Source organism: Acidobacteriota bacterium (genome assembly GCA_019347945.1).
Classification (GTDB): domain Bacteria; phylum Acidobacteriota; class Thermoanaerobaculia; order Gp7-AA8; family JAHWKK01; genus JAHWKK01.
Genome location: JAHWKK010000016.1, coordinates 35,474 through 61,317 on the forward strand (window position 1 = coordinate 35,474; position 25,844 = coordinate 61,317).

Annotated in this window: 21 protein-coding genes and 1 pseudogene; 15 read left to right on the forward strand and 7 right to left on the reverse strand. The window is 62.9% G+C overall.

Going from position 1 to position 25,844, the window contains the following annotated elements; translation table 11 throughout:
* The first annotated feature begins 42 nt into the window (after positions 1-42).
* From KY459_11240 to KY459_11275, 8 genes and pseudogenes are all read left to right on the forward strand, one after another.
* Positions 43-1,782, forward strand: coding sequence for an ABC transporter ATP-binding protein/permease (locus KY459_11240; GenBank protein ID MBW3565291.1), 1,740 nt, complete (start codon positions 43-45; stop codon positions 1,780-1,782).
* On the forward strand, positions 1,782-3,629 hold the full coding sequence (locus KY459_11245; GenBank protein MBW3565292.1) for an ABC transporter ATP-binding protein/permease: 1,848 nt from the start codon (positions 1,782-1,784) through the stop codon (positions 3,627-3,629). The genes KY459_11240 and KY459_11245 overlap by 1 nt, the downstream gene beginning before the upstream one ends.
* Positions 3,626-4,918, forward strand: coding sequence for an MFS transporter (locus tag KY459_11250; GenBank protein ID MBW3565293.1), 1,293 nt, complete (start codon positions 3,626-3,628; stop codon positions 4,916-4,918). Before KY459_11245 ends, KY459_11250 begins: the two co-directional genes overlap by 4 nt.
* Before the next feature lie 317 nt (positions 4,919-5,235).
* Entirely contained in the window at positions 5,236-6,555 is a 1,320-nt protein-coding gene (locus KY459_11255) for a cation:proton antiporter (protein ID MBW3565294.1), read from the forward strand.
* A 10-nt stretch (positions 6,556-6,565) separates the two neighbouring features.
* Positions 6,566-6,742, forward strand: coding sequence for a hypothetical protein (locus KY459_11260; GenBank protein ID MBW3565295.1), 177 nt, complete (start codon positions 6,566-6,568; stop codon positions 6,740-6,742).
* A gap of 149 nt (positions 6,743-6,891) precedes the next feature.
* Positions 6,892-8,418 carry a sodium-dependent transporter gene (locus KY459_11265; GenBank protein MBW3565296.1) on the forward strand — a complete coding sequence of 509 codons (1,527 nt, stop codon included), beginning with the start codon at positions 6,892-6,894 and terminating at the stop codon, positions 8,416-8,418.
* Entirely contained in the window at positions 8,415-8,873 is a 459-nt protein-coding gene (locus KY459_11270; GenBank protein ID MBW3565297.1) for a hypothetical protein, read from the forward strand. Before KY459_11265 ends, KY459_11270 begins: the two co-directional genes overlap by 4 nt.
* A gap of 102 nt (positions 8,874-8,975) precedes the next feature.
* A pseudogene (locus tag KY459_11275) lies at positions 8,976-9,297 on the forward strand (four helix bundle protein).
* Positions 9,298-9,462: 165 nt separating this feature from the next.
* Here KY459_11275 and KY459_11280 read toward each other — a convergent pair.
* The 5 genes from KY459_11280 to trxB all read right to left on the reverse strand — a co-directional run bounded on the left by KY459_11280 (position 9,463) and on the right by trxB (position 14,822).
* Entirely contained in the window at positions 9,463-10,587 is a 1,125-nt protein-coding gene (locus tag KY459_11280; GenBank protein MBW3565298.1) for a ribonuclease D, read from the reverse strand.
* Positions 10,587-11,138: a hypothetical protein gene (locus KY459_11285; GenBank protein MBW3565299.1), complete on the reverse strand. Its 552-nt coding sequence runs from the start codon at positions 11,136-11,138 to the stop codon at positions 10,587-10,589. The genes KY459_11280 and KY459_11285 overlap by 1 nt, the downstream gene beginning before the upstream one ends.
* Positions 11,139-11,207: 69 nt before the next feature.
* Complete coding sequence (locus tag KY459_11290) at positions 11,208-12,071, reverse strand: BtpA/SgcQ family protein (GenBank protein ID MBW3565300.1); 864 nt, start codon at positions 12,069-12,071, stop codon at positions 11,208-11,210.
* Positions 12,037-13,845, reverse strand: a complete 1,809-nt coding sequence (locus KY459_11295; protein ID MBW3565301.1) for a hypothetical protein — start codon at positions 13,843-13,845, stop codon at positions 12,037-12,039. Before KY459_11295 ends, KY459_11290 begins: the two co-directional genes overlap by 35 nt.
* A complete protein-coding gene (gene trxB, locus KY459_11300; protein MBW3565302.1) occupies positions 13,842-14,822 on the reverse strand; it encodes a thioredoxin-disulfide reductase in 981 nt (326 codons plus the stop codon). The genes KY459_11295 and trxB overlap by 4 nt, the downstream gene beginning before the upstream one ends.
* Positions 14,823-15,116: 294 nt before the next feature.
* Here trxB and KY459_11305 point away from each other — a divergent pair, with 294 nt between their 5' ends.
* Positions 15,117-15,467, forward strand: a complete 351-nt coding sequence (locus KY459_11305; GenBank protein ID MBW3565303.1) for a metallopeptidase family protein — start codon at positions 15,117-15,119, stop codon at positions 15,465-15,467.
* Positions 15,468-15,976: 509 nt separating this feature from the next.
* On the opposite strand, the gene KY459_11310 is transcribed toward KY459_11305, so the two are convergent.
* Entirely contained in the window at positions 15,977-16,810 is an 834-nt protein-coding gene (locus KY459_11310; GenBank protein ID MBW3565304.1) for a GerMN domain-containing protein, read from the reverse strand.
* A 285-nt stretch (positions 16,811-17,095) separates the two neighbouring features.
* Here KY459_11310 and lysS point away from each other — a divergent pair, with 285 nt between their 5' ends.
* The 5 genes from lysS to KY459_11335 are packed head-to-tail and all read left to right on the forward strand — an operon-like array spanning position 17,096 to position 22,518.
* Positions 17,096-18,679 (forward strand): lysine--tRNA ligase, encoded by a 1,584-nt coding sequence (gene lysS, locus KY459_11315; GenBank protein ID MBW3565305.1) that lies wholly within the window; start codon positions 17,096-17,098, stop codon positions 18,677-18,679.
* Positions 18,676-19,848, forward strand: coding sequence for an FtsX-like permease family protein (locus KY459_11320; GenBank protein MBW3565306.1), 1,173 nt, complete (start codon positions 18,676-18,678; stop codon positions 19,846-19,848). Before lysS ends, KY459_11320 begins: the two co-directional genes overlap by 4 nt.
* On the forward strand, positions 19,849-20,439 hold the full coding sequence (tsaB, locus tag KY459_11325) for a tRNA (adenosine(37)-N6)-threonylcarbamoyltransferase complex dimerization subunit type 1 TsaB (protein ID MBW3565307.1): 591 nt from the start codon (positions 19,849-19,851) through the stop codon (positions 20,437-20,439).
* The gene (rimI, locus tag KY459_11330; GenBank protein ID MBW3565308.1) at positions 20,426-20,881 is read left to right on the forward strand and encodes a ribosomal protein S18-alanine N-acetyltransferase; all 456 of its coding nucleotides are present in this window, start codon (positions 20,426-20,428) and stop codon (positions 20,879-20,881) included. The genes tsaB and rimI overlap by 14 nt, the downstream gene beginning before the upstream one ends.
* Positions 20,878-22,518: a glycosyltransferase family 39 protein gene (locus KY459_11335; protein ID MBW3565309.1), complete on the forward strand. Its 1,641-nt coding sequence runs from the start codon at positions 20,878-20,880 to the stop codon at positions 22,516-22,518. The genes rimI and KY459_11335 overlap by 4 nt, the downstream gene beginning before the upstream one ends.
* A 46-nt stretch (positions 22,519-22,564) precedes the next feature.
* Here the strand turns inward: KY459_11335 and KY459_11340 are convergent, their stop codons facing one another.
* Complete coding sequence (locus tag KY459_11340) at positions 22,565-23,476, reverse strand: type II secretion system protein GspG (GenBank protein ID MBW3565310.1); 912 nt, start codon at positions 23,474-23,476, stop codon at positions 22,565-22,567.
* A 98-nt stretch (positions 23,477-23,574) separates the two neighbouring features.
* Between KY459_11340 and KY459_11345 the strand changes: the two genes are divergently transcribed.
* Positions 23,575-25,740 (forward strand): hypothetical protein, encoded by a 2,166-nt coding sequence (locus KY459_11345; GenBank protein MBW3565311.1) that lies wholly within the window; start codon positions 23,575-23,577, stop codon positions 25,738-25,740.
* The last annotated feature ends 104 nt before the right edge of the window (positions 25,741-25,844 follow it).

Genomic DNA, 25,844 nt, shown 5'->3' on the forward strand with positions numbered 1-25,844 from the left:
ACCCTCCTGGCTCCTGGATCCTGGCTCCTGACTCCTGAAACGGTGCGACGCCTCCTCGTTTATTTTCAGCGACGGCAGTCCGGGCTCTGGTGGGGCTTTCTCTTCCTGCTCCTCTCCGCCGGCTTTTCCCTCGCCAAGCCGCTGATCGTCGGAAACGCCGTCGACGCCGTCACGACCGGCTTCGTCCAAAGCGAGCTCGTCAGATTCGGCCTCCTCTACGTCGCCGTCGCCGCGGCTCAGGGCATCTTCCTCTACTTCCAGCGCTGGACGATCATCGGCACCTCGCGCAAGATCGAGTACGACATCCGCGGCGATTTCTACGATCATCTCCAGACGCTTCCTCAGTCGTTCTACGCGCGTCAGCGGACCGGCGATCTGATGTCGCGCGCCACCAACGATCTTTCGGCGGTCCGGATGCTCGCCGGACCCGCCGTGATGCATTCGCTCTCGGCGGTCATCGTTGTTCTCGGATCGTTCATCATGATGTACCGGATCTCCCCGAGCCTCGCGACGGTCGCGCTGGTCGCCGTGCCGCTCGTCGCGATCACCGCGAAGTACTTCGGCGAGCTCATCCACGACCGGACCAAAATCGTTCAGGACTACTTCGGCGAGATCTCCTCCGCGATCCAGGAGAACCTGGCGGGAGCGCGAGTCGTCCGCGCATTCAGCCAGGAGGACAATCAGCAGCGCGCTTTCCGCGAGATGAATCGCGGCTACGTCGACCGAAGCCGCAAGCTGATCACCGTCACCGCGACCTTCCGCCCGGTTCTCGAGCTTCTGATCGGCCTGGTGTTCGCGGGCATCTTCTGGTTCGGCATGAGGAAGATCCTCGCCGGCTCGATCTCGCTCGGGGAGTTCGTCGCGCTCCAGTTCTATCTGATGCGGATGATCTGGCCGCTGATCGCAATCGGCTGGGTGATCAACCTCTTCCAGCGCGGGCTCGCGTCGATGCGACGCCTCAGCGAAGTCTGGGACGTCGCGGGGGACGATCGCACCGATCGGCCACTCGCTGCTCCTCCCCCCCGCCGCCCGGATACGCCGGAGATCGAGGTGCGGAATCTCAGCTTCGGCTACGGCGGGGCGAACGCGATCGAAGATATCAGTTTCAGGGTCATGCCGGGTCACACGCTCGGAATCGTCGGGCGGACCGGCTCCGGCAAATCGACTCTGATCTCGCTGCTCGCAGGAATCTGGGACGCTCCGCTTGATTCGATTTTCATACGCGGTGTCCCGATCGAGCAGATCTCGCTCGAGACTCTTCGCGAGATGCTCGCGCTAGTTCCGCAGGACACATTTCTCTTCTCCGACACGATCGCCGAGAACATCCGGTTCGGCCGTGCCAGCGCATCGGACAGTGAAGTCGAGCGGGTGGTCGATCTCGCCGGGCTCGGCGGAGACATCGCCTCGTTCCCGAAAGGACTCGAGACGATGATCGGCGAGCGCGGCATCACCCTCTCCGGCGGACAGAAACAGCGAACGGCGATCGCGCGTGCAATCGTCCGGTCTCCCGACATCCTGATCCTCGACGATGCGCTCAGCGCCGTCGACACCGAAACCGAGGACACCATCCTTCGCTCGATGCGCCAGGTGCGCGAGGGCCGCACCGTCATCGTCGTCGCCCACCGCGTCTCCTCCGTCAAGGACGCCGATCAGATCCTCGTTCTCGAAGAGGGCCGGATCGTCGAGCGCGGCGATCACGAGACGCTTTTGAAACGGGACGGGTTCTACGCGAGCCTCTACCGGAAGCAGACGCTCGAGATCGAGATCGAGGAGATCGCCTGATGGACGAGCGTCACGAAGAGGAACCGGCACAGAAGTTCGACGCGGGGCTCGCCCGCCGCCTTCTCGGATGGCTGAAGCCGTACAAAGGCCGTGCGCTCACCTCGGTTTTTCTGATCATTCTCGCCTCGCTGCTCCAGGTGGCCGGACCTCTGATCATCGCGGTGGCGATCGATCTCTACGTCCTCCCGGAAGAAGCGGAGACGGCCGGAATCAGCTTCCGGGTCGGCGAGTGGCTGAGCGGCCGAGGTCTCGAGATCGAACCGCTCACCGGGATCAACCTCGCTGCGATCCTCTTCCTGACGACGATCGTCTTCGACTTCCTGATCATGTACTTCCAGATGATTCTGATGAACATGATGGGACAGTACGTGATGTACGACCTCCGGAAGGCGATCTTCGAACGCCTTCAGCAGCTCGAGGTTCGGTTCTTCGACCGGAATCCGGTCGGTCGCCTCATCACCCGGATGACGACCGACGTCGAGGCCCTCAACGAGCTCTTCACAGCCGGCTTCGTCTCGATTTTCGGCGATCTCTTCGTACTCGGAGGAATCGTCGTGATCCTCTTCGTGATGAGCTGGAAGCTCGCGCTCGTCCTCTTCTCGATCATTCCCCTGATCCTGCTCCTGAGCCTCTGGTTCCGCCGGGGAGCGCGGAAGGCCTATCGCTCCGTCCGCGCGCGCATTGCCGCGATCAACGCCTTCCTCCAGGAGCACATCTCCGGAATGGCAGTCGTCCAGCTGTTCAACCGGGAAACCGCCGAGGCGAGGAAGTTCGAGAGTCTCAATGCACGGCATCGGGACGCGAACATCGACGGAATCCGCTACTACGCCGTCTTCTACCCGGCGGTCGAGCTCATCCAGTCGATCGGGGTTGCGCTGGTGGTCTGGTACGGCGGCGGCGAGGTGCTGCGGGGGGCGATCTCGCTCGGCGTTCTCGTCGCATTCTTCCAGTACGTCCAGCGCTTCTACGAGCCGATCTCCGATCTCTCCGAAAAGTACAACATTCTCCAGGCGGCAATGGCGGCGAGCGAGCGGATCTTCAAGCTCCTCGATACGAAACCGACGATCGTCTCGCCGCCCGCGGGTGCCGGAATCGATCAGGTCGAATCGATCGAGTTCCGCGACGTCTGGTTCGCCTACAACGAGGAGGACTGGGTTCTGAAAAACGTATCGTTCCGGGTCGAGAGGGGCGATCACATCGCGATCGTCGGACACACCGGCGCCGGCAAGACTACGATCACGAACCTTCTGCTGCGACTTTATGACATCCAGAAGGGATCGATCCTGATCAACGGGATCGACATTCGCGAGCTCGATCTGGCGGCGCTCCGGCGGCTCTTCGCCATCGTCCAGCAGGACGTCTTCCTCTTCTCCGGAACGATCGCGCACAACGTGTCGCTGGGGGATCCCGCGATCCCGCACGAGCAGGTTCGGGCATCGTCGGAGCGGGTCGAAGCCGCGCGATTCATCGAACGGCTCCCGGCGGCGTACGAGCACGAGCTCCTCGAGCGCGGTGGCGGGCTCTCGTCGGGCGAGAAGCAGTTGCTCTCGTTCGCTCGCGCGCTCGCGTTCGATCCGTCGGTGCTGATCCTCGACGAAGCGACCTCGTCGATCGACACCGAGACCGAACAGCTCATCCAGCGGGGAATCGCGGCGCTGATGGAAGGACGGACCTCGATCATCATCGCGCACCGGCTCTCGACGATCCGCCACGCCGACGAGATCCTAGTGTTTCATCACGGCGAGATCCGCGAGCGCGGAACGCACGACGAGCTCGTCGACGCTGATGGCCTCTACCGGCGGCTCTACGAGCTCCAGTATCGCGAGGAGGAAACGAACGTCGCATGAGAGCGACGCCCAATCTCCTCCGCGCATTCAGACATCGGAACTTCGCGCTATTCTTCTCCGGACAGATCATCTCGCTCATCGGAACGTGGATGCAGTCGGTTGCCCAGGCATGGCTGGTCTACCGTCTGACCGGATCGGCGACGATGCTCGGAATCGTCGGGTTCGCGACGATGATCCCCTCTTTTCTCTTTGCGTCGTTCGGCGGTCTCCTCGCTGATCGGGTCAGCCGCAGACGAATTCTGCTCTGGACGCAGATCCTCTCGATGACGCTGGCGTTCATCCTCGCGGTGCTGACGCTTTCCGGAATGATCCAGGTCTGGCACATCCTCCTGCTCGCCACGCTGCTAGGACTCGTGAACGCCTTCGACGTCCCGGCGCGACAGTCGTTCGTCGTCGAGATGGTGGCGCGAGAACACCTTCCGAACGCGATCGCGCTCAACTCGTCGATGTTCAACGGCGCCCGGATGATCGGTCCCGCAGTCGCAGGCGTCATCGTCGCAACCCTCGGTGAAGGCTGGTGCTTCCTGATCAACGCGATCAGTTACGTCGCGGTGATCGCGGGACTCCTCATGATGAAGATGCCTCCCGGAAGCCCGCGGACCGGCGAGATCGACGAGTCGATTCTCAGCCGGCTCGCTGGCGGGTGGCGATTCGCGAGCAGAACGCGGCCGATCCGGGCGCTGCTGCTCCTTCTCGGACTCGTCAGTCTCGTCGGGATGCCCTATACGACTCTGATGCCGATCTTCGCCGACCGTATTCTCCACGGGGGACCACAGGCGCTCGGCATCCTCCTCGGGAGCGCGGGGCTCGGGGCGTTCGGAGGATCGATCGTGCTCGCGACGCGGCGCGACGTCCGAGGCCTCGGCCGGTGGGTCGCGCGCGCAGCGGTGGCGTTCGGAGCGTTCCTGATCGTCTTCGCCTTCTCGCGCATCTTCTGGTTGTCCGCGGCGATCCTGGTCGCGGTCGGTGCTTCGATGATCGTTCAGATGGCGGCGTCGAACACCCTCATTCAGGTGATGGTCCCGGATGCGCTGCGGGGCCGCGTGATGGCGCTCTATTCGATGATGTTTCTCGGAATGGCCCCGTTCGGCGCGCTCTTCGCGGGCTGGCTCGCCGAGCGGCTGACCGCGCCCGTCACGCTCGGCATCGGCGGCGTCATGGCGATCCTCGGTGGCGCGTTCTTCATGTCACAGTTGCCGAAGATGCGCGTCGAGGCGCGACGGCTGATCATTCAGAACGAGATGCCGGGAGGCCCCGCCGCCGAGAAGGTCGTCGTGAAGAAGGCGTAGCTGACGACGCATCTGTCGCCCCTCCGGGGCTGGAAACGGGCACGAACCATCGCGATTCCGAATCGGAGCCATCGCATGCGGGGAAGTTTCACTGTCCACAAAGTCCGAGTCAACTCGAACGTAGGGTTGGAAGTTGGAAGTTGAGGAATGCGGCACCCCCGGCTGGGGGTCGGCTCTCCAGAGCCGACTCGCGGGGGGCTCCAGCCCCCCGCAGGTCGATCGCTCCCTCGGAATGGAAAGCACGGTTGCGCCGCGATTACGGTACGCTCCACGCCGACGATTCGGATCGCGGTAACCCGCAGAGAAGGAGAAGAGGCGTGGACACCGAGGCCTTTCCCGAGCTCAACCTGATCATCGCCCTCCTCGGCGGGCTGGTTCTGGTTCTCGGCCTCTTCTCGCAACGTCTCAATGCGAGCCCGTTCCCCCCGGTTTTGATTGCTCTGGCGAGCGGAATCATCATCGGGCCTCACGCCCTCGGTCTCCTCGATTTGGCGGATCTGGCGGCGAGATCATCGATCATCGAGTACGCGGCGCGGCTCACACTGGCCATCGGCCTCTTCGGCGTCGCTCTCAGAATCGGAGCCGAATACCCCCGCCGGCACTGGAGGGATGTTGCCGTTCTGGTCGGGCTCGGAATGCCGATCATGTGGTTCGTCAGCTCGACGCTGGTTTACCTGATTCTCGACCTTCCCTTGTGGATGTCCGTACTGATCGGGGCGATCATCACACCTACGGACCCGATCGCGTCCACGCCGATCGTGACAGGAAAACTCTCCGAATCGATCATCCCGGAACGAATGCGACACGCGATCTCCTCGGAGTCGGGCGCCAACGACGGTCTCGCCTATCTGTTCGTACTCCTTCCGATTCTCGTGATGACCAGGTCGACCGGTGACGCACTCTCGCACTGGATTACGAGAACGCTGATGTGGGAGGTGGTGACCGCGACGCTGATCGGCATCGTGATCGGCCTCGTCGCGGCGAAACTGCTCCAGTTCTCCGAAAAGCGGGATCTGATCGCCCCGGAATGGCGCCTGATCTACACCGTGTCCCTTGCGCTGCTGACCGCGGGACTCGGGCGCATCATCGGAACGGACGAAGTCGTGCTCGTCTTTGCCGCGGGCATCGCCTTCACTCAACTGCTCACTACGGAGGAGCGGGAAGAGGAAGATCTCGGACAAGAGGCCGTGAACAGATTCTTCTCGGTGCCGATCTTTGCTCTTTTCGGTATGGCCATTCCCTGGGAAGGGTGGCGGGCCCTCGGCTGGAGCGGTCTGCTGCTCGCGGTCGCGATCATGTTTTTGCGGCGGCTACCTGCGATTCTTCTGCTGCGACCGTTGTTGCGAGGAGTCCATGGCGCGAAAGAAGCTCTGTTCATCGGATGGTTCGGGCCGATCGCCGTGGCGGCGATGTACTACTCATCCCTGGCAGAGCATCGGCTCGGCGAAACCATCGTCTGGGATGTGGTCAGCCTCGTGATCTTCGCCTCGGTTTTGAGCCACGGGTTGACCGCGGATCCATTCACGCGTCTGTTCGGCAGGTCGATCGCCACCGCTCCCGCTCCGGAACAGACGACGACATACACGGTCCAGGCGTCGGCGACGGAACGTGGCCGAACCGGTCGCCGGTCACGGTAATCTCGGCCCGATGAAACCCTCAATGATCCTGCTCGTGAGTGCAATCGTCATCGAGGTGGCTGCCATCGTGCTCATCGTCAAATCGATCGTCACCGACTCCTCTCCAACACTCGGCATCATTTTCCTGGCGGTTGGGATGACAATGCTGGTCATCGGACTCGCGACGCGGTCAAAGAAAACTGACTGACAGACCGGGTGCTGCTGGTGCCGTTCCCGCAGTCTCGCCGCTTCGCTTTGGCTCACCGTACTCCTCAAACCTCCAACCTCCAACTTCCAACCCAATCGCCTTCCATTTGCTAAGATCCCCCGCAGCTCACGAACAGCGGGAGGCCCGGTTTGCCAGAGCAGAGAGGTCAATGGAAATCGAGGTTAGGCTTCATCCTGGCCGCATCGGGGTCGGCGATCGGACTCGGCAACATCGTCTTCTTCGGCGCCAACGCCTACACCTTCGGCGCTGGCGCCTTCTACCTCCCCTATCTCGTCGCGCTGGTCTTCGTCGGCATCCCGGTCCTCATCGCCGAGCTCGGACTCGGAGCGTGGAGCCAGAAGGCGTTCCCCCTCGCGATGCGCGAGGTTGGCGGCCCCAAAGGAGAGTTCATCGGCTGGTGGGGCCTTCTCAACTCCGCCTTCATCACCGCTTACTACATCACCATCCTCGCCTGGGTCTGTGGCATGTTCGTCGGGGCCTTCGGGAAACTCTGGACGCCGTCGACCAATGTCGAAGCGTTCGGCATCCCCGAGATGGGCAACCCGGTCGGCTACTTCTTCGACATGATCTCGTCGTGGTGGGTCCTCGCACTCGTCGTGATCGTCTGGCTGCTCAACATCCTGATCGTCCGCCGCGGGATCGCTTCGATCGAGCCGGTGACGAAGGTCTTCGTCCCGCTGATGTGGGTCTTCATGATCATCCTCATCATACGAGGCGTGACGCTGCCGAACGGCGAGGACGGCGTCTATCTCCTCTTCACTCCGAACTTCACCGTGATGAACGATCTCAATGTCTGGGGCGGTGCCGTCAGCCAGATCTTCTTCAGCCTCACCCTCGGGTTCGGCGTCATGACGGCCTACGCATCGTATCTTCCGAAGAGCTCCGACCAGACGAGCAACAGTCTCGTCGTCGCGTGCCTCAACTGCGGCTTCGAGTACGTCGCGGGGATCGCGATCTTTTCGATTCTCTTCTCCTTCGCGATCGTGCCGCAGGCATCGACCCTCGCGATGATGTTCTTCGTCGTTCCGCAGGGAATCGAGGCCCTGCCGTTCGGCGTGATGGCTTTCGGTCTTCTCTTCTTCTTCCTTCTTCTGATCGCCGGACTCTCCTCTTCGATCTCGCTGGTCGAGGCGATCAACACGGCGCTTGTGGACAAGTTCGGCTGGGCTCGGCGGCGGGTACTCGCGACGACCGCGATCATCGGCAGCGCCGGAAGCCTCGCCTTTGCGCTCCCGATCATCATCGACCGAAACATCGCCTCGAACGGAACGCTCGGCCTGACCCTGCTCGATCTGGTCGACCACTGGGCATTCAGCCACGGTCTGATCATCGTCGGGCTCGTCGAATGCCTGATGATCGGGTGGCTCCTTCCGGTATCGAAGATCCGCGAGATGCTCAACCGCAACAGCCGGCTGCACCTGCCGGTGGCGTTCGAATGGCTGATCAAGTTCATCATTCCTCTCGGGCTGGCGGCGATCCTGACGCATTCGATCTTCCAGAAACTGACCGACGGGATGTACGGTTCGGATTTCACCCTCGACTGGGGGGCGTCGCTCCCCTGGATCGCGTTCGCGGTCTGGCTGCTCGGCACCACCGGAGTCGCCGCGTGGCTCACGACGCGCGGAGCTCGTCGCGGAAACGGGAGGCTCGCATGAATAGATGGATTGCCGCGGCAACGCTCGCGCTCGTCGCATCGCCCCTCTCGGCCGAGGTCGCGATCACAGTCGCGGACACCTATCCGCTGTTCGGTGAGCCCGTAACGGTCACGGTCGCCGATGACGGCGTTCCGGTCGGCTCCGCCACCGTATCCGCCGAGTACCGCCCCAACAGCCGCACCATGGTCGCCGAGGCAATCGGAACGACCGACGCCTCCGGGAACGTGGAGTGGACGCCGTCTGACGCCGGGCTCGTCCGTCTGACCGCGATCGCGGCAGGCTCCGAGGAGGCGATCGCCTCCAAAGCGGTCTCGGTCCGCTACGTCAGCTTCCCGATCGAGGGGATTCTGACGATGCTCATCGCCGGAATCATCCTCTTCGGAGGCGCCGGACTCGGGATGTCGATCCTGATGCGGGAGGAAAAGATCCCGGAAGAAGAGCCGCCGAGCACGTGAGAAGAAGAGTGAAGAGTAGAAGAGTGAAAGAGAAGAGTGAAGAAAACGGCGACAAAACGAGACCTGGCGGATCGAACTTTCGAATTCGCTCGTGACGTAGTGATGCTTTGCCGGAAGCTGGAACAGAATCCTGGGGTGGTCCGCACGATGGCGCAGCAACTTCTCCGCTCAGCATGCTCCGTAGGCGCGAATGTCCAGGAAGGGCAGGGCAGTCAATCGCGCGCGGACTTCACCGCGAAGTACTCCATCGCCTGCAAGGAAGCCCGCGAATCTCTCTACTGGCTCCGCCTGCTCGCCGAAAGTGATGTCGTTCCGCGCGTCACACTCGAGGCACTGATCGACGAATCCTTATCAACTCGTCGCTATCCTGACTACGATCGTAAAGAGGACAAAATCAAACACGAAGCTGAAAGGTGCGAGCTGAGGTCTCGCTTCTTTTCACTCTTCACTCTTCACTCTTCACTCTTCTTTTTCACTCTTCACTCTTCTTTTTCACTCTTCACTCTTCACTCTTCACTCTTCTTTTTCACTCTTCACTCTTCACTCTTCACTCTTCACTCTTCACTCTTCACTCTTCACTCTTCACTCTTCACTCTTCACTCTTCTTCTTCACGAGTTCTTCTCCCAGGACTTCGATCTGCCATCGGCGCATATTGTCGATCCGTGCGAGGTCGTCCACCGAGGATGGTTCCGCGGTCGCGATCGCTTCGAGGATGTGGCGGGGAGCGAGGATGCCGGCATCGATTCCGAGGGATTTCGCTTTCGAGTCTCGCAGCTTTTTGAGCGCGTCGATCCGTTTCTCGACCTCGCGGTCCCGGCGCCAGGCCTTCGACTTCTGTTTCTCGGGAAGATCCGTCTCGGCGACCTCCGCCGCGCTCCGCACCGCCGAGAGCAGCGGCCGGGCATAGCGCCGGGCGAGCCTCGCCGGCACCTTCGCCTCGTCGACGAGCGCGCCGGTCGTCTTCGGTTTCTTTTCGGCCACCGAGAGGAGCGAGTCATTCCCGATCACTTTGAACGCGGGGACATCGCGCTCCCTGGCGAGGCCATCGCGCCAGGCGTGAAGGGAGCGGAGGACCTCGAGTCCGCGCCGGTCGAGCTTCCCCGAGCCCTTCAGCCTCCGCCACCGCTCCTCCTCTTCATCCACCGGGGAGAAGCTGATCGCCTCGAGTCGCTCGAACTCTTCCACCGCCCACCCCCACCGACCGAGCTCGACGAGCTTAGCCTGCAGAATTCCGAAGATCTTCGACAGGTGAGCCGTGTCCTCGGTTGCATAACGGAGCATCGCGGGCGGAAGCGGTCTGCGGGCCCAATCGGCTCGCTGATGCTTCTTGTCGAGCGCCACCCCCGCGTACTTCTCGACCAGCGCCGCGAGCCCGACCGCCGGCTCACCCGCGAGCTGCGCACAGATCATCGTGTCGGCGACGTTGCGCACCCTGATTCCGTAGTCACGATCGAGAATCCGGATGTCGTAGTCGGCGCCGTGGAGGATTTTGCGGATCTCCGGATCGGAGAGGACCGTTCCCAGACCGGAGATGTCGATTGGCGCGAGAGGATCGATGACGTGATCGGCGCCGTCAGCGGAGATCTGGATCAGACACACCTTGTCGAAGTAGCTGTGAAGCGAATCGGCCTCGGTGTCGATCGCGATCGCGGGGACGTTGCGGAGATCACCGATCAAACGATCGAACGAGCTCTGATCAGCGATCACCGGCATCAGGTTCCTTTTTCACCACCCAGCCCGATCGAGCGAAGCCGTTTGTCGAAGCGATCGGCGTCGAATCCGTCGCGGAGCCGGAGCTTCGAAAGCTTTTTGCGCGCGTCTTCCGCCTCGTCGACCGCGAGCAGAGTTGCAAGATCCTCCGGAGTCACGACGCGGAGCTCGCCCCCTCCCAACGCCGTCGTCACCGCATCCCGCACCATCAGTCCATAAAGCGCATTGGTCGCGAACAGAACGTAAACGGGAATCTCGGTTTCACCGTCGACGAACGAGAGAGGGACCAGGTCGAGCTCTCTGGTCGCCTCGAGCGCTTCCTCGTCGATCCGGAATCCGTTGTTCGCTGCCATCTTCGGGATCATTTCCCGCTGCTCGGGGCTGACGACGGCGACGACGTCGACCGAACCGGTTTTCATCTTCGAGCCGAGCCATGCCGATTCCGCGACGCCTCCGACAAAGGCATACTGCATCCGGAACTTCCCGAGAAGACTCGAGGTCGCGAAAATCGCACGTTCATAAGTTCTTGCCGCTTCGATTTGCGTACCGCTCACTTTCGGTCCTTTCTTCGCTCTCCACCCGCTTTTTTTCACTCTTCACTCTTCACTCTTCACTCTTCTTCTTCACTCTTCACTCTTCACTCTTCGCTCTTCCTTTGCCGCGGCGACGAGCTCGGTGACGAGTCGAGGATCGACCGCCTCCTCCACTCGTCCGTCTCGCTTGAGCGAGCTACCCACGATGACGCCGTCGGCAATCTCCAGATAGCTTCTCACAGTCTCCCGCCGGACTCCGCTCGCGACGAGAATCGGTGCATCGGGAACCGCCCTCCTCACCGACTCGACGAGCTCATGGTCGACCGGAGCGGATGTCCCGATCCCCGTCAGAAGAATGGCGTCCGCCAGCGCCCGCCGCCGGAGATCGGAGACTTCCTGATCGACGGGTCCCGCGGCGAGCGGCATCGCGTGTTTCACACGGAAGTCGGCGAATATATGCACTTTGGCCCCGAGAGCCGATCGCCGGCGCAGCGTCCCGGCCGCATTTCCTTCGATGATCCCCTGGTCGGTGACCATCGCTCCAGCGTGGACGTTGACGCGGATGAAGGCTGCGCCCGTCGCGACCGCGATTGCGAGCGAGGCGATCGGGTCGTTTCTCAGAACGTTGATTCCGAACGGCCGTCCGTCGAGCGCGTCGATTGCGGTGATCACAGCCGTCATGGCGGCGACGGTCTCGGGCCCGACTTCTTTCGAGAATGGGACGTCACCGAAATTCTCGATGACGGCGCCGTCGGCTCCCCCCTCGAAGATCGCCTCGGCGTCCGACGCGGCGCGGTCGACGACCTCCCCGATCGATCCCCGCCAGAGAGGCGAGCCGGGGAGCGGCAGCAGATGAATCATTCCGATGACGGGCGATCGGCCGAAACGTCGCGTGAACGCGTCGCGCGTGAGTGGAATCTCAGAGAATTCGATGACCGACCATCCCCGAATCATCGGGCTCGTTCGCGAGGAGCCAGCCGACGACCTCGCCCGGGCGGAACTCGTCGGGAAGGTAGTTCTGGAGATCGAACGATGCCGAGCCGCGTCCCGCGATGTCGGGCGCCGCGTCGACGATCCGCTCGATCCGCTGTCTCCAGTGGCGGAAGCTCGACCGGCGCAGATCCACCCACCCCTTTTCCGCCCATCTCTCCACGTTCCCCTCCGTCGGAAGCGGCTGGCCATCGGGTGCCGGCACCGGGATGTTGAGCCTCGGGCCGCGCGTGATCACGGGTCCTTCGCCATCCTCTCTCAGAATCGGAAGGCCGACGGTCGTGATCAGCCGCGACACGCGAGGATTCGCTTCGAGCCATTTCTCGACGGCGAGACGCATCTCCTCCGCCTCGATCGCGACCAGCTCCTCCACTCGCGAGGTTCCGCATGCGGTTCTGATGAGCCAGGCCTCGGTGAGGAGCTTGGTCAGCTGTGGCGGCCCGAGATGTCCGACGGGCATCGACGGGAAAAGGTCTTCGTCGGAGGAGAAGAGCGCCTCGAGTCGGTCGAGCTCCAGCTTCGCCTGATGGCGCAGCAGACCCGCGCGGTAGCTCGGCTCGGTGATCGCACCGTCGATCGCGGCGATGACGTCGCGACCGGTCGAGGACCCGAGGATCTCGAGCACGACCGTCCGCGCGACCTCCTCCGGTGTGACGTACTCCATCTGCCGCGGATAGGTGATCGCCTCGAACTCGCCGATCGAGAAAAATCCGTTCTCTCCGGTATCGGCGCCGACCATCTCGATCGGTGTTTGACGCCCCCCGGCGTCCTCGTACTCCGACCAGCTCTGCCGCGGCTCGAGCTTCGGCCCGATCCGCTCCTGCTTCTGCTCGTAGAGATATCCCGGCTCCCGCATCCCGGAGGGACCGTTGAGGCGGACGTGTGCTCTTCCGAGCCGGCGGAATCCGATCATCGCGCCCGGCTTGATCTCCTTGATCATCGTCCCGTGCGAGCTCTTTCCCGACGCGCCGGCCGAGCCGGGCGTTCGGGCGAGAAGGAAGAGAAGCCCGGTGTGCGCGAAGCCGATCGCCGATTTCGACAGCAGCGTCGGCGACGGCTTCTCTTCGCTGTGCGTGTAGGGGATGTTGACGCCCATTCCTCCGGTGCCGGTCGTTCCGACCTTGACGTAAACGCGCACCGAGCTGTCGTCGAGCGCCTTCTGAAGGAAGAGGATGTGGCGGACGATCTGCGGAACTCCCTGCGCGACGACGAGCTCCCGGATCGCCGAGACGAACGGCGTGACGCTCGCGTCGTCGATGACGCGCTTTTCCTCGAGACGATCGAGTAGAAACTTGATCCGTTTCGAGCTCGTGTAGACGTCCTGGTAGGAAATGGCCGTAGCGGTGTTGATGCAGTCGACGATCACGTCCGGCTGGTGGTCGCGGATCAGCCGGACCATCTCTGACCGGCTCCAGGCATCGGGATCGGACGAGAAGACGTCGTCGAAGAGCTGATCGAAAAGTTCCCTGTTCTCGAGGAGCTCGGCCCGGGAGTGTCCCTGGAGCGTCGACGGGAGGAAGATGTCCCCCGCTTCCCCTTTGAAGCTGACGTCCCAACCGAGGCTCGTCGCTTCCTCGCTCAGGAGTGCGACCGCCTCGTCGACCTCGTTCTGGTAGAGCGCGGAGATGACGATCGTCTCTGGCCGGAGGTTTCGCGCAATCTCCCGCGCGACCTGCAGACCGACCATACCGCCACCACCGAGGAGCAGGACCCGTCGGGCGGGCCGGAACTCGGTCACGCGCGAACCTCTTCCCCTCTTTGGAGCCCCCATCGCTCGGTCACGCGCTCGTGTGTGAGCCATCTCTCACAGTCGAGCGCCGCCATGCACCCGGTCCCCGCAGCGGTCACCGCCTGTCTGTAGACGTGATCCGCCACGTCGCCGGAGGCGAAAACGCCCGGGACGCTGGTCACCGTCGAGCCGGGCTTCACCGTGATGTAGCCGCCGCCATCGAGATCGAGCTGTCCTCTGAAAGGCGCAGTATTCGGCGAGTGACCGATCGCGACGAAGAGACCCTGGGTGGGGAACTCCGACTTCTCCCCCGTCTCGAGGTTCTCGAGCTTCAGCGCGGTTACGCCGTTCTCCTTCGATCCGAGGACGTCGGTGACGACAGTGTTCCAGATGAACGAGATCTTGTCGTTGTTGAACGCGCGGTCCTGCATGATCTTCGACGCTCTCAGCTCCTCGCGCCGATGAATCACGGTGACCTTCGAGGCGAACTTCGTGAGAAACGTCGCTTCCTCCATCGCCGAGTCTCCGCCGCCAACGACGACGATCTCCTTTTCCTTGAAGAAGAACCCGTCGCAGGTCGCGCAGTAGGAGACGCCGAAGCCCTGCAGCGCCTTCTCGGAGTCGAGTCCGATCTGCTTGGCCGAAGCACCGGAAGCGATGATGACCGCTTCCGCCTCGTACTCCTTCTGGTCCGATTTGACCTTGAATGGACGCGACGAGAAGTCGACGCTCTCGACCTCTTCCATCAGAAACTTCGCGCCGAACCGCTCGGCCTGCGTCCGCATCAGATCCATCAGCTTCGGACCGAGAATCCCCTCGGGGAATCCGGGATAGTTCTCGACGTCGGTGGTGATGGTGAGCTGGCCACCCGGCTGCAACCCTTCGAGCACGGTCGCCTGAATGTTCGCCCGGCTCAGGTAGAGAGCGGCGGTACATCCGGCCGGACCCGAGCCGATGATCACGACTTTATGGTCGGTTTGATCCATGTTTCGATCGTTCCCTTCGATGACTGCTGTGATGGTGCGCGGGACGGGAAAGGCACACCAGAATCCGCGCGCCCGGATTGTATCAGTGAAGAGAGAAGAGAGGGTTTGAGGTTCGAGGTTCGAGGTTTGAGGTTCGAGGATTCGCCGGGAGGGATATCGTTGTGCGCAGTTCGATGAATCACCAAGTCCCCCCCGCGTCCACCTCTTCACCTCCAACCTCCAACCTCGAACCTCCAACCTGCAACCTCCCTGGGCTGGCCGGAATGCCTCCCGGCATGGAGAATTGAGCTGGTGATGAAGCGAAAGACATTCGAGAGCGTGGTCGAGAAGGCGCTCGCCGAGATACCGGAAGAATTTCGGTCTCACATCGACAACATCGCGATCGTCGTCGAGGACGAGCCTTCCCCGGCGGACCTCGAAGGTCTGGAGGACGAAGAGGGAGAGCTTCTCGGGATCTTTCGAGGAGAACCTCTGACGACCCGGAGCTGGGAAGCGCCGGCTGGTCCGTCGCACATTGCAATCTTTCGCGGTCCGATTCTCCGCTGCTGCGAGACCGAGGAGGAAGCGATCGCCGAGATCCGCGACACGGTCGTCCACGAGCTCGGTCACTATTTCGGGCTCGATGATCACGAAATGGACTACTAGTTAGAAGAGTGAAGAGTGAAGGGTGAAAAAGAAGAGTGAAACGGCTAAAACACGAGATCTGGCGGAACGGACTTTCGATTTCGCTCGTGACGTCGTGATTCTTTGCCGAGGCGACCGCCTCGTCTCGCGCTTGCTGAATCAAGCCTAATTACCGGGAGGGCGAAGCTCCTGCTGAGCCGCACCGTAGAACGCCGCCCGGAAGTCACCTGCAACCGATGCTCGATCAGCTGACTCTCGATCTTCCCTTGAACGAACTTTTTGCCATCTCGAAAGGGGGCGGCTCGGCAGGAGCCTCGCCCTCCCAGTGATCGCTGACATCGCGCAAGCGCGCTGCGGTGCGGCTCGGCCAGGTGCCGGTTGGAAACGGCGTACGGCCGGCTGGAACCTGGCGCTACACGCCCACCGGCAACCGGCAACTGGCAACCGGCAACTGCTTCTCTTCACTCTTCACTCTTCTTTTTCACTCTTCACCCTTCACTCTTCTTTCACTCTTCACTCTTCACTCTTCCTTACGGCTGGAGCGCGGTCGCTTCGTCGCCAGCCGCAAGGATCCGGACACGCTTGACGGTGGGGAGTGCGCGCAGCGTCGTCTCGATCGAGGCTCGGACCGCCTGCGCCCTGCACGATCCTCCGACGTTCGACATCCCGGAGCCGAAATCGGCAACGGCCGTGGAACCATCCACCGACACCGACGTGAGCGTCGCGCCCCTCGGCATCGGGTTGGTCACTCCCATCGTCTTCTCGTCTTCGGTCGGGCCGCGCATCAGTGCTTCGATGAGAAGCCGCGCCATCGCGACGCTCTTCGGGATCCGTCTCGTGACCGGCTCGACTCGCTGGCAATCAGTGCCATCACTGCGGGGGAAAAAGAGCTGGACGTCGATCGGCTCGATGTCGTTCTTGACGGCCACCGAATCGAGCAGACGCGGCTTGCCGTCCTTCGCCGAGTACTCGACCGCCTGGATCGAGAAGTCGCGCCCCGGGTCTCTCGTCAGCCAGAAGTCGAGACTGTATGGATTGAAGCTCCCTATCTCCCCTCGCGCCGTCGTGAAGGTCGACTCCACCTCCCGCCCGTCGGTTCCGACGATGCGGATCGAGACATTGTTCTCGAACGTGCGCGCGATCCCTTTGATACGCACGGGATTCTTCCGCAGTTCCTCTCCCTCCGAAGGCGCGGTGATCGGCTCCTGATCCGGGGCCGGAACCGACGTATCCATCGTCGCATCGGCGACGCTCGTCGTCGTCGCAGCCCTCGTCGCGGTCGACGCGTCAGGATCGGAAAGATCGCTCCCCTCGGTACAGGCAACGAGAAAGAGTGTGAGAAGGAGACTTCGAGTTGTCTTCACGACTCCTTGCCGTGCAATGGAGCTGCCGCTTCATGGGCGGTCCGGCCGCGGCTTCCGTATCAAAGGACTGAGCGCGCTGCTGGACGGCCCCGAACCAACGCCCGGCGCGCCAGTCTCCTCCAGAGGGCGGTCCTTTCGAGGGACCCGGCGTCTCGCCACGAGGCGCAGGTTCCTCGACCGGGCCGCCCGGTTGTGGCATGCCTTTCCGGGCCTCCTCTGCTTCCTCACCGTCTCTCCCTGTAAAATGCGCCACGCCATCGCCGAAATCGAGCGATCTCCCTTCCAATGACAGAAAAGCCCGAGCCACCGGACTCCCCCGAATCGACCGAAGCGGACCTCATCCGCGTCCGCCGCGCGAAGCTCGAGCAGATCCGCGCGCTCGGGATCGATCCATGGCCTACGACCGTCGATGCCGACACGCGGATCGGATCGATCATCGAGCAACACTCGGAAAAATCACTCGAAGAGCTCGAGGCGGAAAACAGCGTCGTCGCGATCGCCGGTCGCATCACCGCCGTGCGCGACCACGGCAAGACGATGTTCCTCACGGTCAACGAGGGGGAGGCGAAGCTTCAGATCTACGTTCGGAAGGATGAGATCGAGGAGAAGGAATGGGAGCTCGTCCGCCTGCTCGATACCGGCGACTGGATCGAGGTTCACGGCCCCGTCTTCCGCACGAAGAAAGGGGAGCTTTCGGTGCGCGCGTCGTCGGTTCGCTTCCTCGCGAAGTCGCTCCGCCCGCTGCCGGAGAAGTGGCATGGGCTGACCGACGTCGAACAGCGTTACCGGCAGCGCTATCTCGATCTGGCGGTGAACGAAGACTCCCGCCAGGTCTTCATCACACGTGCGGCGATCATCCGCTACATCCGCAACTTCTTCGACGCGCGCGGCTACGTCGAGGTCGAGACGCCGATGATGGTGCCGCTCGCCGGTGGCGCAGCGGCCCGCCCCTTCGTCACCCATCACAATACCCTCGATCTCGATCTCTACCTGCGAATCGCGCCGGAGCTCTACCTGAAACGGCTGATCGTCGGCGGGCTCCAGCGCGTCTACGAGATCAACCGGAACTTCCGCAATGAGGGAATCTCCACCCAGCATAATCCGGAGTTCACGATGCTCGAGTTCTACGAGGCATTCTCCGACTACCGGAAGCTGATGGATCTCACTGCCGAGCTCCTCACCGGGCTCGTCACCGCGGTGACCGGAAGCCCGAAGGTCGTCTGGAAGGAGATGGAGATCGATTTCTCGCGACCTTTCGAGCGATTGACGATGCGGCAGGCCGTTCTCCGCTACGCCGGCGAGCGAGGGCTCGAGATCGCCCCCTCCGATCTCGAGGACCGCGACGCTCTCGTCCGGCTCGTCCGGAGCCTCGGCGCACACACGCACATGCGACCCGACGGGACGGAGGGTCCGGGCTGGGAGAAACCATCCGGGGTCGGCTCGTGGAACGAGGGGAAGCTGCTCGCCGAGCTCTTTGAAGCAGTGGCCGAGCCTCATCTGATCCAGCCGACGTTCATCATCGATTTTCCGGTGGAGGTCTCACCGCTGTCGAAGCAGAGCCCGGACAACCCGCGGGTCGTCGAGAGATTCGAGCTGTTCGTCGGAGGGATGGAGATCGCCAACGCCTTTTCCGAGCTCAACGATCCGGACGAGCAGGATCGCCGGTTCCGCCAGCAGCTCACCGAGCGCGAAGGTGGAGACGATGAAGCGCACCAGCTCGACGAGGACTACGTCCGCGCGCTCGAGTTCGGCATGCCTCCGACCGGAGGTGAAGGCATCGGAATCGACCGCCTGACGATGATTCTCACCGGTTCCCCCTCCATCCGCGACGTGATCCTCTTTCCTCTTCTGAGGCCGAAGAGCGGATGAGCAACTTCGAGCTCGGGGTCGCGCTCCGCTTCCTGAGGATGGCCGGTCGTCAGGCGCACACCGCGTTCCTTTCGATCATCAGCATCCTCGGAATCGCCGTCGGAGTCGCGACGCTGATCATCTCGCTCGCCACGCTGTCGGGGCTGCAGAATCAGATCCGCGACCGGCTTCGTGACACCACACCTCACCTGACCATCGAGCCCGCGGAGGGAGGGTGGATCGACGAGGTCGACGAGCTGCGTGAGGCGCTCCGGCAATGGCCGATCGTCGAGCTTCGCCCCACGATCTCGGGGACCGCATGGGCATCCGACGTCGGAGGCATGCGCGGCCGACCCGCGATGGTCACCTCCCGCACTTCGAGCGAGATCGCCGATGAGGAGGACGCGAATCGCAGCCTCACCCTCTCCCCATCGCTCGCCAGCGTGCTCGGCGTGCAGACGGGCGAGGAGATCATTCTCGTCTCCCCTCGTACACGCCTGACGCCATTCGGGATTCAGCCGCTGTTCCGGACCTACGCGGTAGAGTCGGTGTCGATGATGCCTGCCAACGGCGAGACTCCGGGCGTGATGATGAGTTTCGAGGAAGCCTCCTCCTTTTTCGGAACCGAAGGGGGGCCGACGTCGATCGAAGTGAGGGCGACGCCGGAGCTGGGGAACGAGATCCGCGACACGCTCGAAGCCCGGTTTCCCCGGCTGCGCTTCAGGAGCTGGGAGGATATGAACCGGCCGCTGTTTCTCGCGCTCCGGCTGGAGAAGGTCGTCATGTTCGCGACGATCTCGCTGATCGTTCTCGTCGCCGCGCTGAATCTCGTATCGTCGCTCGCGATGATCATCGTCGAGAAGAAAAAGCAGGTCGGCATCCTCTCGACACTCGGAGCATCCCGCCGGTCGATCGGCCTGGTCTTTCTCTACCTCGGACTCTTCATCGGTCTGACCGGTACGATCCTCGGAGACGTGATCGGACTCAGCTTCTCCTGGGCCGCGGACCGCTGGGGACTCGTGCCGCTCCCGAGCTCGGTGTACGACGCGACGAGTCTCCCTTTCCGGATCGATCCGGCCGACGTTCTCGGAGTCAACGCCGTCGCAATCGTCCTCGCGGTCCTCACGACGCTCTACCCTGCCTGGGTCGCGTCATCGCTCGATCCGGTCAACGCCATCAGGGAGGAATGATTGATTCTCTCGTTCGACAGCTCGCTCCCTTCGATGTCCGTAGCCCTGGTCGATGACCGGACCGCGATTGCGTCGATCATTCTCGAAGGCAAGCGCTCGCGAAACGAAAAACTGCTCCCCGCGATCGATTTTCTCCTTCGCGAATCGGGACGCGAAATGAAGGATGTAGGTTCGATCGTCGTGACACGGGGCCCGGGCTCGTTCACAGGTGTGCGGATCGGACTCGCCACGGCTCAGGGTCTCGCACTCTCGACCGGTGCTTCGATCATCGCGCCGGGAACGCATGACGGTTTCGCCTACGAGGCGGAGCGCGTAGCCGTCATCGGAGATGCCGGACGGGACGAGGTCTATCTCAGCAGATACGAAGGGGGAGCAAAGGACGGCGAGACCTCGATCGTCCCGGCGGATGCGGTCGACTCGCTGCCGGACGACGTCACGATCGTCAGGATCGATCAGATCTGTCGCGAACGGAACGTTGCCCTTCTCTGCGCGTTCCGGGCGATCGACGCGAACCTCGAACCGGGCGAGACGTTCCCTCTTTACGTACGCGCGAGCGCCGCCGAGGAGAAGCTGCGGAATGGCTCCGGCTGAGCTGAGGATTCGGGACGCCCGTCCCGAGGATCTCGCGGAGATCACCCGTCTGGAAGCGATCTGCTTCCCGAGCCCCTGGCCGCGGCAGTTCTTCGAGTCGGAGCTCGTTGCGCCGGGGCGGTTTTCCCGCGTCGTCGATTCCGGCGATGCGCTCGTCGGATATCTCTTCGCGATGATCGTCTTCGATGAACTGCACGTCAACAAGCTCGGCGTCTCACCGCTCCATCGGAGAAACGGGATCGGAACGCATCTGATGGAAGACGCGCTGCGGAGAGCGGCCGAGTCGAACGTAAAGACCGTCTGGCTCGAGCTGAGAGCGAGCAACCTCGAGGGACGCGCGTTTTACGAACGGCTCGAGTTCAGTCACGAGTACACGAGACCGAACTACTACACGAACGGCGAAACGGCGCTGATCATGGTGCGGCGCCTGGGCGATTCATGAGCGTAGGCGACGCCGCGCCACGTGCGCGATGGCGGAGCGCGCTCCCGTGGATCTTCGCTCTCGGCTGGGCCGGCTGGGGCATGACCGCGCTCGACCAGTACGGCCCCAACTGGGATGAGTCGCTCGGCGATCTCTTCTTCGGCCAGCGCTACGTCTCCTTCTGGACATCCTTCGACGGCCGGTACCTCGACTTCGTGAGCGATCCCTACGGGGAGAGCGTCGTACCCGATCTCCGCTCGAGCCCGCTACGGATCGCTCCGCATCAGCACTACCCCGTCATGGCAACCGGAGCGATGGCGTTCGTCAGTCTGGTCCGGCCGGCTGGATTGTTCGCGAGCTCGTTCGACGCCGTGCACGCGTTCGTCCTTCTGGTCGCCGCGCTGCTGATCGTCGCGATGTTCCGCTGGGTTGAGCGACATGCGGGGATGGTCGCGGCGTCCTCGGCGGTGCTCCTTCTCATGCTCTCGCCACGGGTCGCGTATCACTCGCTCGTCAACCTGAAGGACTTCGGTGAGATGGCGCTTTTCGCACTCACCCTCTTCATTCTCTACGACGCGATCGAGCGAGGCTCGGCGAAGGGACTCATCGCCGGCGGAGTCGTGTGGGGACTCGCGCTCGGCACGAAGGCGAATGCGCTCTTCATCCTCCCGATCATCGTCGTGTGGCTCTTCACGAGGGGCGTTCCCGCGAGCTGGCGCGAGCGGAAGCGCGGTATGGTGATGCTCGCGTTCCTCTGGCCGATCATCGGGGCCGTCACGTTCTTCGTCACCTGGCCGTGGCTCTGGCCCGATCCCGTGCGGCGGCTCGGTGCGCATCTCGATTACATCTTCATTCGAGGAGGCTCGGGGGCGGGCGCGAGCGACGCGCCGGCGGCCCTGATGATTCTGCTGACCTCCGTCCCGGTGACGCTGGCGCTCGCGCTCGGCGGCGCTGTGATCACCACGCGGAGAGCGGCGAGGCGCGATTCATTTGCACTTTTCGTTCTCGTCTGGATGTTCGTCGTCCTCGTACGCGCCGTGGCCGGAACGAACTTCGACGGCATTCGCCACTTCCTCGAGCTTTTCCCGGCGATCGCCATCCTCGCAGGACTCGCCGTCGCGTGGGTCGTCGATCGGATCCCCCGAGGCTCGGCGAGGCGCAACGGTGCGGTGGCGGTGCTCGTCGTCGCGCTCGCAGCGCTGCCGTCGCTGGTGGCGCTCGCCAGAAGCCATCCGTTCGAAGCGACCTGGTGGAACGTCTTCGCCGGCGGTTATCGCGGAGCGGTCGAGCGGCAACTTCCGCAGGCGTCGGATTACTGGGCGACCTCGCACCGGCTCGGGATCGAGTGGCTCAACGCGCATGCGGAACCGGATGCCGTGCTGGTGGTGCCGATCGCCGAGCACACCGTACGGCTCGCGGCGCCCGAGATGCTCCGTTCCGACATCGAGCTCGTCCACACGACGCGGTTCTGGACCGAGCAGCTGCCAGATGGAGTGCTCGAAGGTGTGGAGGCGATTGCGAGGCGGCGTCCGACGTATGGGATGACGATCACACGGCGGGACTGGTGGAATCCGCTCGCGCAGAAGATCGCCGACTCCCCCCGTGTCGCGGAGTGGCGACACGACGGCGAGCCGGTGCTGATCATCTCGAGGCTGTAGCTGACCGGGCGCGGGATACGACCTTTCGGAGCCCGGGAACGCCGCGTCACTGCTTCTGTCGCTTCGGCTTTCCTCCGGGTCGGGACTCCAGCGGGTACTGAATGAAGGTCCCGTTCTCGTAGATGATGTCGGCCTCCCAGTTCAGCATCGCGCGCTGTTCAGTCACCCGCTCCCTGGAGATCATGTCGCTGTCCCATTCGAGCTGACCATCGGAACCGCTGCTCACGACGCGGTAATGCATTCCATCCTCGGATACGGAGTAGTGGAACGGGTTTCCCCATCGGTCCTCGTGCGACATTCCCTTTATGTACGTCGGGCTCAGCAGCAGCGCCAGCTCTTCGACCGAACCGGCAGCGGGATAGCGTCCGTGATCGACGGCCCAGGCTTCCGTCGCAGTTGCGATGGAACGCATGTCGGCCATCGTCCAACGGGCTCGCTGACGGTCGGTGCGCACCGCTTCCTCCGCTTTCGGCACGGCTCCCACGGACGCCCTCCGAAAAATCCCGGAAGGGTGCGTCAGCCAGCCGGCGGTCAGTTCCGGCAGAAGGGCAGCGGTCGTGACTCCTGAATCCGATTTCAGGAACGCGACGAGCTCGCGTAGTTCGGCCGTCGAATAGGTTCGATCGAGCAACGGCCGGATCACCTCTTTCTCGATTTCCCGGGTGCTGAGGTCTCTCTTCAGGATTTCCCGATACGCATCCTGGAAGCGTCTCTGCTGTTCGACATTGGCCTCATATCCCGCCAACTCCTCCTCGGTCATTCTGCTCAGCCTCTCCTCCGGAATCTCGAATCGGTAGAGATCGCGAGTCGTGATGTCGACGATCGAATGAACGAGTCGCTCGACGCCGATCAGGGCAATCGCTTCGTCGAGAAGCTGGTCGCGCGAGGGCTCGTCGCCCAGAGCCGCCGTCGGCAGGAACATCGCGACCACGATGAGGACCGCAAAGAGAGCGCGCATGGTTTCCCTCCGTCGAACTCGGTTTGATCCGAGTATACAAGGCTCAACCTGTCCGCTGGTCCATAGACACCCCGCGTCGAGCTCCCGTATTTGTAAACGTGCAACTGTGGAAACAGCTCGTCCTCGTCTTCGCCACGATCATCGCGACCGGTCCGGCCACTGCAGCCGCATCGCTCGCGCCACCGCTCGATCCGGCGCCGCTGGGCGAACAGGTCGGTACCGGTCGTGGGGTCGCGGTCGTAGGGCTCGACCAGACGATGCTCTCCATCTTCGCGTTTCCCGCCGGACTCCGCGAACCCGATTTCTTCTACGCGCGGGCGCATTCTGCCTCCGGCGAGCTCGCGGGGCCGCCTGAATTCGTCGGCTCCGGGTATCACGCCGCCGCAGCCAGCGCGCGCAACACCGCGGTCGTGGTGTGGGCCGACGACGGTGTTCTGGCTGCCGTCGTCGATCACAACGGCCGCACACTCTTCGGACCCGTCAGGGTCCCAGAGGGTCGGGCGCAGACCACTGTCTTCGTCCCCGGCATCGACTCGGTCTTCGCCGCGCCGCTGAACGGCGGATGGGTCATCATCTGGAACGAGAACCGGTTCGTCGACGATCATCCGGAACCGCGCATCGCGGCCACGGCGAAGCGCGTGGTGGTGTCGCACGATCTTGCCATCGTCTCGCCGACACGAGAGATCATTTCGTCCGGCGAGGTCTACCAGGTCCTGAACGTGGGCGACGGTCTCGTGATCACCGGTTGCGATCCTAATCCGTTCATCGCCCGCATCTCCGGAGACGACCTGATCGATCGAAGACCCTTCGAGGGAAGTCGTCTCGCGTACAACGGCAGCCTCATTGCTGCCGTCCGGTCTTCAATCGGAGGGTTCTCATTCACGACCCTCTCCCCCGCGACTCTGGAGACCCGTCATAGCCGGCACATCGAGTGGCCGGAAAGCACTCGCATCGAGCTCTCCTGGAACGGCTATGAATGGGTAGTAGTTTCGCGAATCGACCATCCCCTTGAATGGTCTCTCGGCCGCCTCTCTGAAGACGGCGTGCTTCTCCAATCGTCGCCGGTCGAGATCGAGCCCGTGGAACACCTCGCGTACGTTCACGGAGCCCTGTGGGGCCTGAGCCCTCTGAGAAACCACCCGGCTCATCTCTTTCGTTTCGAAAGCGGAACCTTCGAGCGCCGCGCGCTCCTCTCCGTACGAGCCAGCGACACATGGTTTGTCGGGCTGCAACCGTTGAGCTCCGGCAATCGACTGTTGGCGTATCAGCTTCAGGGCGAAATCGTGACCACTCTCGTCACACCCGCGGGAGACGTCGTTGGTATCGACCTGTCGCTCGGAAAACCGAGAGCCGTCACCTTCGATGTACATCGCGAGTTTCTCTATTCAGCCGCCACCTATGATGGAGGCGAAACGCTCGTCGTCCGCAAGTACGATCGGACGGGTCGCGTTCCGGAACTGCTCGCCACTCGAGAGCTCGACGCGGGCGGACTCGTCAACCGGATCCTCATCGACGCTGGAGAGAAAGGTCTGATCGCGAGATTCAGCGTCGGGGCGATCGGCGAAGAGCGGCAGCTGCGACTGGCCCGCCTCGACGCAAACCTCGATCTCATCGCCGAACGATCTCTCGACCCCGATCTGCAATGGGGCGCACTCGCTCTGCTCGGCGACCGAACGGTTCTCCTCTTCTCCGATTTCGACCAATGGATCGAGATCCTCGATCGCAACCTCGACCCGGTACGGCCGGCACGCCCGATCGTTCCCCGATGGGCTAACCCGTACCCGTTGCTCTCGGCCTCGGCCGACGAAAGTCGCCTCCTTCTCGTCTGGATCAACAACAACGACCACGTCCGAACCGTCGCAGTGGATCGTGACGGCGAAATCGTCAACGGTGCTGATGGCGGTGAAGTCGTCGCGCTGGGAGGCGCCTGGGATAGCTCGCTGACCGCCGAGGCCCGGCCCGACGGGTGGCAGCTCAGCTGGATTTCGGCTGACTCCTTTTCATGTGAGCTCGAGCGCTCGATCCACCGCATACGCGTCGATGCCGACGGAAAGCTCGTCACGCCCTTTCCTCACGAACCCGTCTACCGGTTCGTGCAGCTCGTCGCGAACGAGATGATCTGCGATGCGAGCTCGCTAATTCTCAGCGCAGACGGCTCAGCGGTCGGGTACTCGATCCACCAATTCGATTCTCCCTGGAGTGGAGCGCGGCGCTTCGTCCTTCATCTTTCCGCCCATCGGGCCCGTCCCAGTATCCGAAGATAGTCTTCGCTGCCCACGGCGACGATCGACGCTCATTCCTCGGTCGCCGCGGCGCTTTCCCACCTCTCACTCGATCGCCCCCTCTCCGCTGTCAGCTCACCATCGGT

What these genes read in the sequence shown, in the direction of transcription:
- KY459_11320 (MBW3565306.1), top strand. Translation starts at nt 18,676, where the DNA reads ATGAGCAACTTCGAGCTCGGGGTCGCGCTCCGCTTCCTGAGGATGGCC.
- KY459_11290 (MBW3565300.1), bottom strand. Translation starts at nt 12,071, where the DNA reads ATGATTCGGGGATGGTCGGTCATCGAATTCTCTGAGATTCCACTCACG.
- KY459_11250 (MBW3565293.1), top strand. Translation starts at nt 3,626, where the DNA reads ATGAGAGCGACGCCCAATCTCCTCCGCGCATTCAGACATCGGAACTTC.
- rimI (MBW3565308.1), top strand. Translation starts at nt 20,426, where the DNA reads ATGGCTCCGGCTGAGCTGAGGATTCGGGACGCCCGTCCCGAGGATCTC.
- trxB (MBW3565302.1), bottom strand. Translation starts at nt 14,822, where the DNA reads ATGGATCAAACCGACCATAAAGTCGTGATCATCGGCTCGGGTCCGGCC.
- lysS (MBW3565305.1), top strand. Translation starts at nt 17,096, where the DNA reads ATGACAGAAAAGCCCGAGCCACCGGACTCCCCCGAATCGACCGAAGCG.
- KY459_11305 (MBW3565303.1), top strand. Translation starts at nt 15,117, where the DNA reads ATGAAGCGAAAGACATTCGAGAGCGTGGTCGAGAAGGCGCTCGCCGAG.
- KY459_11245 (MBW3565292.1), top strand. Translation starts at nt 1,782, where the DNA reads ATGGACGAGCGTCACGAAGAGGAACCGGCACAGAAGTTCGACGCGGGG.
- KY459_11260 (MBW3565295.1), top strand. Translation starts at nt 6,566, where the DNA reads ATGAAACCCTCAATGATCCTGCTCGTGAGTGCAATCGTCATCGAGGTG.
- KY459_11270 (MBW3565297.1), top strand. Translation starts at nt 8,415, where the DNA reads ATGAATAGATGGATTGCCGCGGCAACGCTCGCGCTCGTCGCATCGCCC.
- KY459_11335 (MBW3565309.1), top strand. Translation starts at nt 20,878, where the DNA reads ATGAGCGTAGGCGACGCCGCGCCACGTGCGCGATGGCGGAGCGCGCTC.
- KY459_11340 (MBW3565310.1), bottom strand. Translation starts at nt 23,476, where the DNA reads ATGCGCGCTCTCTTTGCGGTCCTCATCGTGGTCGCGATGTTCCTGCCG.
- KY459_11280 (MBW3565298.1), bottom strand. Translation starts at nt 10,587, where the DNA reads ATGCCGGTGATCGCTGATCAGAGCTCGTTCGATCGTTTGATCGGTGAT.